At 50.9% G+C, this 12,053-nt stretch carries 10 protein-coding genes; 4 read left to right on the top strand and 6 right to left on the bottom strand.

What is annotated here, in order from left to right:
- Positions 1 to 33: 33 nt before the first annotated feature.
- Together BW941_RS12475 and BW941_RS12480 are read left to right on the top strand one after the other, a co-directional pair.
- Entirely contained in the window at positions 34 to 1,326 is a 1,293-nt protein-coding gene (locus BW941_RS12475; protein ID WP_076516535.1) for an adenylosuccinate synthase, read from the top strand.
- 410 nt (positions 1,327 to 1,736) lie between these two features.
- Positions 1,737 to 2,195 (top strand): acyl-CoA thioesterase, encoded by a 459-nt coding sequence (locus BW941_RS12480; RefSeq protein ID WP_084188916.1) that lies wholly within the window; start codon positions 1,737 to 1,739, stop codon positions 2,193 to 2,195.
- Between the two features lie 63 nt (positions 2,196 to 2,258).
- Here BW941_RS12480 and BW941_RS12485 read toward each other — a convergent pair whose 3' ends face one another.
- The 5 genes from BW941_RS12485 to BW941_RS12505 all read right to left on the bottom strand — a co-directional run bounded on the left by BW941_RS12485 (position 2,259) and on the right by BW941_RS12505 (position 7,454).
- Positions 2,259 to 3,782, bottom strand: a complete 1,524-nt coding sequence (locus BW941_RS12485) for a carbon-nitrogen hydrolase family protein (protein WP_076516537.1) — start codon at positions 3,780 to 3,782, stop codon at positions 2,259 to 2,261.
- A gap of 190 nt (positions 3,783 to 3,972) precedes the next feature.
- Complete coding sequence (locus BW941_RS12490; RefSeq protein ID WP_076516539.1) at positions 3,973 to 5,451, bottom strand: carbohydrate-binding domain-containing protein; 1,479 nt, start codon at positions 5,449 to 5,451, stop codon at positions 3,973 to 3,975.
- Positions 5,448 to 6,149 carry a DUF4956 domain-containing protein gene (locus BW941_RS12495; RefSeq protein ID WP_084188918.1) on the bottom strand — a complete coding sequence of 234 codons (702 nt, stop codon included), beginning with the start codon at positions 6,147 to 6,149 and terminating at the stop codon, positions 5,448 to 5,450. The genes BW941_RS12490 and BW941_RS12495 overlap by 4 nt, the downstream gene beginning before the upstream one ends.
- A gap of 77 nt (positions 6,150 to 6,226) precedes the next feature.
- The gene (locus BW941_RS12500; RefSeq protein WP_076516543.1) at positions 6,227 to 6,949 is read right to left on the bottom strand and encodes a polyphosphate polymerase domain-containing protein; all 723 of its coding nucleotides are present in this window, start codon (positions 6,947 to 6,949) and stop codon (positions 6,227 to 6,229) included.
- Between the two features lies 1 nt (position 6,950).
- Positions 6,951 to 7,454, bottom strand: coding sequence for a lamin tail domain-containing protein (locus BW941_RS12505; protein ID WP_076516545.1), 504 nt, complete (start codon positions 7,452 to 7,454; stop codon positions 6,951 to 6,953).
- Positions 7,455 to 7,849: 395 nt separating this feature from the next.
- On the opposite strand from BW941_RS12505, the gene BW941_RS12510 reads away from it, so the two are divergent.
- Complete coding sequence (locus BW941_RS12510; protein ID WP_245820102.1) at positions 7,850 to 9,880, top strand: metallophosphoesterase family protein; 2,031 nt, start codon at positions 7,850 to 7,852, stop codon at positions 9,878 to 9,880.
- Positions 9,881 to 9,945: 65 nt separating this feature from the next.
- Here the strand turns inward: BW941_RS12510 and BW941_RS12515 are convergent, their stop codons facing one another.
- Complete coding sequence (locus BW941_RS12515) at positions 9,946 to 10,818, bottom strand: LysR substrate-binding domain-containing protein (protein ID WP_076516547.1); 873 nt, start codon at positions 10,816 to 10,818, stop codon at positions 9,946 to 9,948.
- 113 nt (positions 10,819 to 10,931) lie between these two features.
- Between BW941_RS12515 and BW941_RS12520 the strand changes: the two genes are divergently transcribed.
- Complete coding sequence (locus BW941_RS12520; protein WP_076516549.1) at positions 10,932 to 12,053, top strand: S-(hydroxymethyl)glutathione dehydrogenase/class III alcohol dehydrogenase; 1,122 nt, start codon at positions 10,932 to 10,934, stop codon at positions 12,051 to 12,053.

Below are 12,053 nucleotides of genomic sequence, written 5' to 3' on the forward strand. Positions count from 1 at the left end.
TTTAAATTTAACGACTGAGTGAAAGATTCTGCCATGGGCAAAAGCGTTGTTGTTCTGGGCACCCAGTGGGGTGACGAAGGTAAGGGTAAAATTGTTGACCTGCTGACTGAAAAAGCAGCGGCCGTCGTCCGTTTTCAGGGTGGCCACAATGCAGGTCATACCCTGGTAATTAACGGTGAGAAAACTGCACTCCACCTGATCCCGTCCGGCATCCTGCGTGATGGCGTTCGTTGTGTCATCGGTAATGGTGTGGTTCTGGCGCCAGATGCTCTGTTGAAAGAGATCCGCGCGCTTGAAGAGCGCGGCGTACCTGTGATGGATCGTCTGCGTATCTCTCACGCTTGTCCTCTGATTCTGCCATACCATGTCGCTCTGGATCAGGCGCGCGAAATTAAGCGTGGTAATGCGAAAATCGGCACGACAGGCCGCGGTATTGGCCCGGCGTACGAAGACAAAGTTTCTCGCCGTGGACTACGTGTTGATGACATGTATCAGCCAGAGTTTGCTGACAAACTGAAAGAAGTCATGGAATACCATAACTTCTCTCTCGTGAACTACTATGGCGTTGATCCGGTCAGCTACGAAGAGACACTGGCTGCCTGCATGGACTGGGCTGCTCAGATTAAAGACATCGTTGTTGATGCTGTTGATCTGGTGCACACAGTGCGTGAAGACGGTGGCGACATCATGTTTGAAGGTGCTCAGGGCACTCTTCTGGACATCGACCACGGTACATACCCGTTCGTAACCTCGTCTAACACCACTGCCGGTGGTGTGGCGACAGGCTCTGGCGTTGGTCCTCTGTATCTGGATCAGATTCTGGGTATCACTAAGGCTTATACGACCCGTGTTGGTTCTGGCCCATTCCCGACGGAACTGTTTGATGACGTCGGTAAGCACCTGGCAGATGTCGGTAAAGAGAAGGGCACGACCACTGGCCGTGACCGTCGTTGTGGTTGGTTCGATGCTATGCTGGTTAAGCATGCAATCCGCGTCAACTCGATCAACACCATCTGCCTGACCAAGCTGGACGTTCTGGATGGTCTGGACACCATCAAAGTGTGTATCGGTTACCAGGACGAGAATGGCAATGCGTTGAAAGTACCAGCGTCTGCTGACCAGTTCGAGAAAGTGACTCCGGTCTATAAAGAGCTGCCGGGTTGGACTGAAACGACCTTCGGTGCCAAAAGCATTGACGATCTGCCAGAGAATGCACGCGCTTACATCCGCTTCGTAGAAGAAGCGATTGGTGCGCCGATCGATATTATCTCTACCGGCCCGGACCGCGTTGAGACCATCGTTCTGCGTCACAGCTTCGAGCTCTGATTACGACGTTCGCTCGTAATGCTCCTAAGACCCGCCTCGGCGGGTTTTTTATTGCCTGACGAAAAGCTGACGATTTGGCAGTAACCAATCAAAACCGACGTGTGGCTTATCTGTTTTCTGACGTTTCTTTAATTCCCGTTTCCAAGGAGCCGGTTCAAGTTTCTCAGGACGTGTTCGTGGCCGGATAAGTCTTGCCGTTATGACTAATGAAAAAGTACTAGTCCGTGTTTATAAAGTTCTCCCTTGCCAACTTTGACTGGTGCTTTCTTCGTATATTTGATTAATTTTCACCCTTTCTTTTTCAGCGGGCATAGTCGTTGCTCTAGTACTTCTGTCGGCGCTGACTGACACCTTTTCTTATCGCTGGCCACGATGGCGAGCACCAATGAAGTATTAATGGGGCGATTATCATGCTGGATTTATACGATTATCCGATTGTTGTTGAGATACCCGTAGCGTGGGGCGAAATGGATTATTTCCACCATGTGAATAACACGGTGTACTTCCGCTACTTTGAGAGCGCGCGCGTAAAATACGTCGAAGCGATCAAAATTGAAGAATATATGGCGAAGACGGGTATGGGCCCGATTCTTGGTAGCACCAGTGCTAAGTTCCTGGCGCCGCTTAAGTACCCGGATACCATTAGTGTTGGTATAAAAAGTGTGAAACTGGATTCCGGCCGTATCGTTCAGGAATACGGCGTGTGGAGCCATGAGACATCCCGCCTGGTCGCTAAAGGTGAAAGCACCATGGTCTTTTTTGATTATAAAAAAGGCCGCCCGTGTGACATCCCGGAAGGGCTGCGCGAAAATATTCTGAAGCTTGAACCGTATCTTGCAGATACGACAAAGGCGAAAGAGACAGCCTGATTGTCGGGAAAAAGGCTGCGATGGCTGCGGTAAATGGATTACCGCAGCCTGGCTTTGTTTCTGTTACTTCTTGAGCCTTACCTGATACAAATCATTCCGTCTGTCTTTCAGGTTTCTTACTGATCCTTCGTTATGCAGAATACGTAGCTTATCCATATCCAGGTCTGAGAACATCAGCATTTCTGTATTTGGCGTTGCCTCGGATAACAGGGCGTCGTGTGGAAACGAGAAATCCGACGGTGTCAGTACCGCCGATTGACTGTACTGTACATCCAGACTCTCAACATCCGGTAAGTTTCCAACGCTACCAGCGATGACGACATAGCACTCGTTTTCAATTGCACGCGCGTGAGCGCAATGGCGCACACGCAGATAGCTGTTTTTGGTATCCGTCCAGAATGGAACAAACAGAATCTGCAGACCTTTCTCCGCCATCAGACGAGACAGTTCAGGGAACTCAACGTCGTAACAGATGAGAATTCCCACTCGCCCGGCGTCCGTTTCGAAGACATCTAACTTGTCGCCACCACGGATGACCCAGTCATTCTTTTCATGCGGAGTGATGTGAATTTTCAGTTGTTCATCGACGCGACCACTGCGATGGCAGAGGTATGCCGCATTGTAAATATGCCCATTCTTCTGCAGCGGCATCGAGCCGGTAATGATATTGGCGTTGTATTCAACGGCCATACGAGACATGGCGTTGAGTATTTCATCGGTATAGCTTGCAAGATGACGGATGGCCTCAGTTTGTGAAGACTGTGGCCCCAGGGCCATTAACGGTGCGTTAAAAAACTCTGGAAACAGAATAAAATCGGACTGATAGTCTGAAACGGTATCGACGAAAAACTCGACCTGCTTCAGCAGCTCTTCCAGAGATTCAACGGCGCGCATCTGCCACTGCACTGCGCCAACGCGAACCGTTGTTTTGCGCTGATCCAGCACAATATCCTGAGGTTCGTAGAGGATGTTGTTCCATTCAAGCAGCGTTGCGTAGCCGACCGATTCAGAGTCTTCCGGAAGGTATTTTTTAAGTAGACGCTTTACCTGAAAATCATTCGATAACTGGAATGACAGAATCGGGTCGTAGATCTCTTTGGTATCGACTTTCTGAATAAACTCCATCGGCGACATGGTGTCACGATAATTGTGATAACTCGGGATGCGGCCGCCGGCGAGTATGGCCTGAAAGTTATACTGGCGGCAGAGGTCTTTACGTGCGTCGTACAGACGGCGTCCAAGACGCAAACCACGGTGAGATTTCTTAATAACAACATCAAGGCCATACAAGGCATCACCTTCCGGGTCGCTGGAAATCACGTCGTTGGTGCCCACGATATCTTCATAGGTATGTGGGTTTGAGAAACGCTTGTAGTTCACCTGTACCGACAGGGCGATACCGACGAGGACGTCACCGTCCATGACGCCAATCTGTCCCTCTGGAAACTGATCGATCAGTCGCTTGATTGTATGAGTGGGCCAGGCACCACCCAGCTCAGGATAAGCCTCGTCCATCAGGACTTTGATGTCTGGATAATGATCCAGTGTCAGGTTGCATAATTCCAGCTGTAGACGTTCTGATGCCATTTGAATACTTCTCTGTCGGATAGCGCAAACAATAGACCTCAAATTTAGCAGGAATATCCGGAGGCTACCTCTGAATTATGCAGAGAGGGGCCGGATTGCGTAGCCAGTTACGCGAGCCAGAAACAGAGTCGGAATAATAAACAAGAGCGGAGTAAGCCATAAAAAAGGGCTCCGAAGAGCCCTTGGTCGATTATTCAGGACGAGGCGGACGCTCATCATCACTGCGGAACTGCCACCATGCTCTTTCGCCTCTTGGTCCACGCGGCCCGCGTCCGGCTTCGCCGTGCTTGGTAATCACTGATTCCAGAGTCATGCTGGCGATCTCTTTATCGGCAACGGTGACTGTGTACGTCTCACCGTTTTTCAGCTGAGCCGACGAATAGGTCAGTGACTGGAAATTGCGTGGAGCGACATAGTCCAGCAGTTGTTCGCCGTCAGCCGCTGTGATCACGAAATGATCGCCTTTATTTAACGCCTCATCGAGATTGATCTGCATAATCGGCTGCGATGAGGTATCGGACGGCGTTTGCGCCATGCCTTTGCTGCCATGAGCGATCAGGGTGCCGCCAGTCAGATTGAATGTACCGTCGACATCGATATAACCATCACCCTGACCAAGAGGGCCGTTCACTATCAGGGTGCCGCCGGTCATTTCCGCGTGCCCGTTCGAATCGAAACCGTCCCCCGATGCATGAATGACGATGTAGCCACCCTGTATGCTCAGAAGGCCATCAATCGCTTTACCATGACCACCTGGGCCGCCCGGACCACGACGCTCTCCGCTATCGCGGGCAGCTTGTCTTGCAGCTTCTTCTGCTGCTTTTTCTTCGGCGGTTTTCTTAATCGTGACGTTAAAACCGTCGTCCTTGGAGTTCACCTCAATATTGCCACTGTGAATCGTGACAAAACGACCTTCAATGGCTTCGTAGGACTGGGTAATACGCAGGTTGCCACCGCGGATATCGACTTTATTGGCAGCCATGATGCCGTCGTCACCGGCACTCAGAGTGACATCGCTATCTTCCAGATTCACAAAGCCTTTGTCTTCACGTTCCAGATTGTCGGATTTAATCGCGTCACCACCGGCCACAATATTCACAACCGAGCGGCGGATATCGACGCTGTCTTTGCCACGGATACCTTCGTCTTTTGCTTCGACTGTCAGGGTAAGGTTACGCAGATCCAGATCGTCTTTTCCGACGATGGCATCTTCACGCTGCCCCTTGACAGTCAGGGTGGCACCCTTCGCGCCTTCGATGCGTAAATCTGCACGCGAATACAGCGCGCCCTGTGGTTCATCGCTACCGACGCGTCCTGTGCTATCAGCAATCAGGTTGGATGTGTTTTCTGCAAGGCGCAGGGTGACATCACCGGATTTTTTTACATGCAGTGCAGCACTCTGTTTGCTGGTCAGCTGCGCATTATTCAGTAGCAGCGTGATTTCCTCATCGCCAGCATCAATGACGACAGAGCGACCTGCGCTGTCGCCGGACAGGCTGTACTCACCACCGCGTGAAATAACGATGCTGTTTTTTTCAATCTTTACTGCACCTGCAAGTGCTTCGGGCTGGCTCAGATTGATATTCTGGGTGGCAGCGTGTGCAGCGCCCGAGGCAATAGCGATACTGGCAAACAACGCACTGTAGCTGAATATTGAAAGAGGTCTCATTCTGCAAATTCTCCATGACTTGATAGAAGGGTACAGGTCGACACGCCGTTACTGGCTCGCAATGCATCCAGTAACGGTTCGTGTTGATCGGCTTTAACGCGCACTTCAATGACCTTTTCGATCAGCTTTCCTGCCGCGTTATTTTTAATGGTGTCGGAACGAATAAAGTAATTTTGCACCTGCTGTTTGTTTTCCAGATGCGCTTTAATGTCTGGCCATTGTCGACTGTCTTCGTATTTCATAATCAGCATGTAAGATGGTTCGAAATTCATGGAGCGTGATAGTCCCCACAGCACCGTGGCAATAAACAGACTGGCGATAATAGAAAGTTGGTAATACTCCACGCCGTTGGCGATTCCGACGGTGATAGACCAGAAAATAAAGGCGGTATCTCTGGGGTCTTTTACGGCAGTACGGAAGCGGATAATCGACAGCGCACCAATCATGCCGAGTGACAGCATCAGGTTTCCGCTGATGCCAATAACGATGGCGTTAATCGCGATGGCGACCATGACCAGCGTGATATTAAAGTTCTTCGAATACAGCACACCGTTGTAGGTCTGGCGGTATACCCAATAGATAAACATGGCCATAACAAAGGTGGCCGACAGCGAGATAAATATCTGTAACGATCCAAGCGTCGAGTCCAACATCAGTTGGCTTGAGTCGAATAGGGAGCTAAGGTCTGTTGGTGTCATAGTATTGTTTTGTCAGTCAGGTTCTATATCGGTTTTCAATTTGAGTGATCAATGTGAGTAACTCGTAGTAGCAAAGGCTACGCGCTATAAAACTCACGCATATGCATACGCCCGAGGCAATATTTGCTGATGGCTTGTGCCGTCGTACCGTTTAAGCGAAATATCTGAGGAAACCAGCTCGGCAGGCAGTGGTTGAACTTCACTTCCATAATGATGGTGTCGCCACGTTGAATCTGTTCCATTTCTAACTGGTCAGAAAATAAATCCGTTTCTTCGGTGCTGATTCTCAAGTTCATATCGAATGTGACGCGGATATCGTTGTAGTCCATCAGATAGACTTCACGGTCGTAGTCGATCATGGCGGTCGGGCGGAAATATCGGCGCTTAAGATCAAAGAAGATCGAACGCGCACTGTTTGACTCCATATCCAGCAGCCAGTCGTATTCGCCGTCGATCATCTGGTAAGCCTGATCTCGCGATATCCGTACCGAACTTTTATCAACAAACTGATTGTGTTTACGTTTGCGTTCTAACTTGGCCCACTGCTGATCCGGTGAGTAGACGCGGATACGGTATTTATCCCGTTCTTCAATACCATCCAGCTTGTCTTCGACGGCTGTATTCAGGATGTCGTCGAAATAAAGGCTGCGGATAAAGTACCCGCGCTCGTTCGTCTGATTCGGGTCGCGTTCCATCAGTTCAGCCAGAATCGATCGTGCGTATTCGTAATCCGCATGGCTGACAAAGAACTTGATTTCGTGGCGCTTTACGGAAAGCGCTTTCGCTTTGAGCATCGTCATATCAGTTCTGCGACAGTGCCGAGTCCTGGTAGAACACTTCGGTGATACCGGGGTCGCTGGTTGGGCGCCCCATGGTGAATCGGCCCTTATAGCCAGGTGGTGCCAGTAAGGTCATTCGATCGAGTCGTCGTTTACCATCAGGCGCTGTCAGAACCAGCGTCTCGCCGTTACCGAGGTTAAAGTTCAGGATCGCACTGCCAAATGGCGCAGTATCGGAAGATTTTCCAAATACCCTCAAGGTGTCGTGCGACTCAATGATCCAACCACTGGTGAACTGCCACTTAGTCGGATCGTCGATGTCGTCAGAGAGAAAGTAACCCTTCAGGCTAATGCTGTTCAGGGTTGGGTTATACAGATCAACCCAATCCTGCTTGTCGTTATTGGTAAACGAGGATTCCTTTATGTAGACGCTTCCCGCAGCCTTATTCTGTGTCACCCAGAAGAGTACTGGTGTAAGAACACATGAAATCAGGAATATCACCTGGATAGGGTGGATGCGAGTCATAAAGCTTCTACAGCATAAGTGGGTAAGCTGCAGTATTTTATTGCAATTAAGAATAATTCGTATTTATTTTTGTATAGAAGTGTGGGACGTCAGAGCGTTCAGTTAATAAATTGCGTTCTGCTGCTGGAACACATAAATGCTTGTTTCTTTGAATTATAGTCTCAGGAATGTCATACAAGCCGTGCTACGCGCGTTTACGCCTTTGTTATGTCGATAAGGTGACAACAACAGTCTGTTGCGAATAAAAATCAGTTATTGATGACATTGCATCAGTGCTTGTGCTCGTTTCCTTATCAGCAATCTGGCCTGTATGGATGTTAGGGGCGACCTGGCTGTCATAGAAACGACATTGCCTGTGGGCTTACTGAGTCCTCCAGAAATTTGGGGGACAATCCATGAATAATTCTAAAGTAATGGCTCACCTGGGCCTGTTGGCTGCCGCAATGGCACTGACAGCTTGTGGTGGCGATAGCAACAACAGTAGTAACAACACTGAAACACCCGATACCAGTCTCGATACGCCAGTCGTCGAAGCTCCACAGACAGAGGAGCCTCAGAATGAAGACGTCACCGAAGAAGCGCGTTTCGGTGCTTTCACGGTAGGCGTACTGCCAGATACTCAGGGTGGTTCAGACGCAACCGGGCAGGCCCATGTGGCGATGCACCCGATGGATGAGGTGCTCAAGCATCAGCTGGCAGCGGGTGTGGATCTGGTGATACCAGTAGGTGACCTGACAGACAAAGGCTCTGCGGTTGAATGGGAAGAGTGGACCAGCGTCGCGCGTCCGTACAAAGCGCAGGGCATGGAATTTCTACCAGTAATGGGTAACCACGAACTCAATTACTCGTACACCACCGGCTGGATTAACGCCATGCGTGAATTCATTCCGGAAGATGCGGTGCATATGCCGGGCTATGAATGGGTGAACTACTACGTTATCCGCGAAAACGTTCTGATCATCGGCCTCGCGTACTACAACCTGCCGCTGGCGATTAAGTGGATCGAAAATGTGGTCGAAGAAAACCGGGAAAACGTCGATCACATTGTTGTCGCCAGTCACGATGGCCTGATCGGTGCGAAATACGGTCTGACTCGTGAACAGATCGTCGAAGGCACGAAAGATGACGACTGGGTATACAGTGTCGCAGACGAAATTCGCGCGTTCTTCTCTGAACACGATGTGATTTACGTTCAGGGCCATGAGCACCAGTACCAGCGCTCACTGATTGCACGTGATACTGCGCAGACAGCGTTTCCGTCTGGTTCTACGCCTGAAGGCGGTAACTATCGCATGAATGTGTACACCCAGATTCTGTCAGGCAACGCATCATATAAAGGTTATGAATTCCGCTACGGTGAGCGTGAGCTGGTGCAGATGATCGTCTCTCAGAAAAACGCCACCATGAGTAAAGGTTCAGATCATTTTGATGTGAATTCAAGTGTGCTCGCGTTTGATAATGACCGTGTCGATTATTCGTCTTACTACGCTGAACATACGGCACAGAACAATAATGCCGATCAGGACTTCGATGCAGACTGGCATCTTATGGATCAGTTCAGCCGAACTACCAATCGCTGTGAAACCGTTATCTATCCGAACAATATCCCAGAGGGCACCCGTGCTGTGATGGTGTTCCAGCCGAGTTATGTGACGGACCACTGTCTGGCTGATGACGGCTCCTCGGCACGTCTGGTCGGCGGTACCAACGATACATTTAACCGCACGGATACCCGCACTCGTGATATGGGGTATACGCCCGGCTTCAGCCGTGCTGAAACACTGACTGACCTTACCCGCCTCGCCTATCAGTGGCTGTATCAGTATCACGAAAGCTGGACGCCAAACCTGAACTCCGGCATGCGCACTATTCCTGACGGCGAAGCAGGCGAACTGCTGATTCCGGAAGTGACCGTTGACCTGAAGGAGCATGTGACTCTGAGCTGGACGCCTGCCACTGACGCAACGGCTTCTGACATTCTTATTGTGTCAGGTACTCAGAACCAGACCGGAATGTATCAGGGCGACTACGGTGAACCAAAAGATATGCAGGCTGACACAGGTCTGACTGTGAAAGACGGCGACGGCAACGACATGGCGAAGCCAGCTGTGGTGCTGCCAGCCACAGCCACTGAATCCTGGGACATCTCTGACGCTGTGTCTGACCCTTACGCCGTTGCCTTTACCGCATCAGCAGGTGTGTCGGGTGGCAGTGTGATTCTGGCGCAACACAATGGCGAAGACTGGCAGCCTCTGGCTGATGCCAGTTGCATCATCGATGGTATGTGGCTGGAAAGCTATGTCGACACGCCGCCAGCGCGTGAAGGTGCCTGTGCTGAACAGCCGCTGCTCGGTTATGACAGCGACGACAATATCTGGTGGACGGTATTGAACGAAGACGCCGAGCTGGCTCTGATCAGCCGTTAATAGCCGGTATACGTTGCTAAAGAGAGAGCCCCGGTACGCCGGGGCTTTTTTATTTTCGTTAGAGGTTATTGCCCCAGATGCTCCGTCAGATACGTCAGTAACACCCGCACTTTCGGTGACAGCTGGCGACCCGGCGGATACAACGCCGAGATGCTTTCTTTTTCTGGGCGGAAAGGGGTCAGTACCTCAACCAGCTCACCTCGTTTTAATGCGTCACCCACGTAATGGTTCGGCAGCTGAACAATGCCTAAACCTCGCATTGCAGCATCGCACAGGGCTTCACCACTGTTGCATCTCAGGCGTCCATTCACCCGCAGAATGCGCTCACCCTGTTCATCGCGGAATCTCCAATAATCCAGCGTGCCGACAAGGCAGTTGTGATTGCGAAGCGCGTCGAGTGTCTCAGGAATGCCAGCATCATCCAGATAGGCCTGCGACGCACAGGTAAATAGCTGACGACTGCCCAGCCGTCGCGCGACCAGGTCCGGGGTATCAATTTTGCCAAGCCGGATCGCAATATCGTAGTCGTCGGCAATCAGATCCATCTTCTGGTTGGTCAGCTCACAGTGCAGGCGTATATCCGGATACTGCTCCAGAAAAGCATTTAACACTGGCGCCAGCTGGCGCTCGCCGTAGGTCACTGGGGCCGTCAGACGGATTAACCCCTGCGGCACACTCTGAAGCTGCTGCACCGCATGCTCCGCGCCCTGCAAAGCTTCTATTAACGGGCGACAGGATTGATAGTAGAGCTGTCCGGCTTCGGTCAGGTGTACGCGTCTTGTCGTCCGGTACAGCAGTTTGATGCCCAATCGCTCTTCCAGCATACGGACCTGACGGCTCACCTGTGCGGTTGAGATTGAAAGCTCAGCCGCGGCCTTGGTGAAGTTCTGCGATTCAGCGACCGCGACAAATTCGTTCACGCCTTGCCAAAGGTTCATTGTTACCAATATGTAATAGTGATTTTATAGAAAGCTAGATTATCTCTATTTGGTAACGAACTACAATGTTCGCAGTTAAAACACCGAATTCCGGAATAATAAGGAGACCTCCCATGTCCGAGACTATTACCTGTCGTGCTGCCATTGCGTGGAAAGCCGGCGAGCCGCTGTCTATTGAAGAAGTTCAGGTTGCACCGCCCAAAGCAGGTGAAGTCCGTGTGAAGATTGTCGCGACTGGCGTTTGCCACACCGATGCTTTTACATTGTCTGGTGATGACCCTGAAGGTATTTTCCCTGCGATTCTGGGCCACGAAGGCGGTGGTATCGTTGAGTCCGTCGGCGAAGGCGTGACCAGTGTGAAAGTAGGCGATCACGTGATTCCGCTGTACACCGCAGAGTGCGGTAAGTGTAAGTTCTGCCTGTCCGGCAAAACCAACCTGTGTCAGGCGGTACGGGAAACTCAGGGCAAAGGTCTGATGCCAGATGGTACCAGCCGCTTCAGCCAGAACGGCAAGCCGATCTTCCATTACATGGGTTGCTCGACTTTCTCTGAATACACGGTACTGCCGGAAATCTCACTGGCCAAAGTAAATCCAGAAGCACCTCTGGAAGAAGTCTGCCTGCTTGGTTGTGGTGTCACGACCGGTATGGGCGCCGTGATGAATACTGCCAAAGTAGAAGAGGGTGCGACTGTCGCTATTTTCGGTCTGGGTGGTATTGGTCTGTCGGCGGTTATCGGTGCGACCATGGCAAAAGCATCACGCATCATTGCCATCGATATTAACGAAAGCAAATTCGACCTGGCGAAACAATTGGGCGCGACCGATTGTATTAACCCGAAAGACTACGACAAACCGATTCAGGAAGTCATTGTTGAACTGACCGATGGTGGCGTCGACTACTCGTTTGAATGTATTGGTAATGTTGACGTTATGCGCTCTGCGCTTGAGTGCTGCCACAAAGGTTGGGGGGAGTCGGTCATTATTGGTGTTGCCGGTGCCGGTCAGGAAATTTCTACCCGTCCGTTCCAGCTGGTGACCGGGCGCGTCTGGAAAGGCTCCGCTTTCGGCGGAGTAAAAGGCCGTTCTGAGCTGCCGGATTACGTCGAACGTTATCTCGCTGGCGAATTTAAGTTGAGTGATTTTATTACGCATACCATGCCACTGGATGACGTTAATGAAGCCTTCCACCTGATGCACGAAGGTAAAAGCATCCGTACCGTACTTCATTACTGA

It is taken from the genome of Thalassolituus maritimus (assembly GCF_900156675.1).
Taxonomy (GTDB): Bacteria; Pseudomonadota; Gammaproteobacteria; order Pseudomonadales; family Oceanobacteraceae; genus Thalassolituus; species Thalassolituus maritimus.

Coding starts and splice junctions, on each gene's coding strand:
- BW941_RS12475 (WP_076516535.1), top strand. CDS start 34: ATGGGCAAAAGCGTTGTTGTTCTGGGCACCCAGTGGGGTGACGAAGGT.
- BW941_RS12480 (WP_084188916.1), top strand. CDS start 1,737: ATGCTGGATTTATACGATTATCCGATTGTTGTTGAGATACCCGTAGCG.
- BW941_RS12485 (WP_076516537.1), bottom strand. CDS start 3,782: ATGGCATCAGAACGTCTACAGCTGGAATTATGCAACCTGACACTGGAT.
- BW941_RS12490 (WP_076516539.1), bottom strand. CDS start 5,451: ATGAGACCTCTTTCAATATTCAGCTACAGTGCGTTGTTTGCCAGTATC.
- BW941_RS12495 (WP_084188918.1), bottom strand. CDS start 6,149: ATGACACCAACAGACCTTAGCTCCCTATTCGACTCAAGCCAACTGATG.
- BW941_RS12500 (WP_076516543.1), bottom strand. CDS start 6,949: ATGACGATGCTCAAAGCGAAAGCGCTTTCCGTAAAGCGCCACGAAATC.
- BW941_RS12505 (WP_076516545.1), bottom strand. CDS start 7,454: ATGACTCGCATCCACCCTATCCAGGTGATATTCCTGATTTCATGTGTT.
- BW941_RS12510 (WP_245820102.1), top strand. CDS start 7,850: ATGAATAATTCTAAAGTAATGGCTCACCTGGGCCTGTTGGCTGCCGCA.
- BW941_RS12515 (WP_076516547.1), bottom strand. CDS start 10,818: ATGAACCTTTGGCAAGGCGTGAACGAATTTGTCGCGGTCGCTGAATCG.
- BW941_RS12520 (WP_076516549.1), top strand. CDS start 10,932: ATGTCCGAGACTATTACCTGTCGTGCTGCCATTGCGTGGAAAGCCGGC.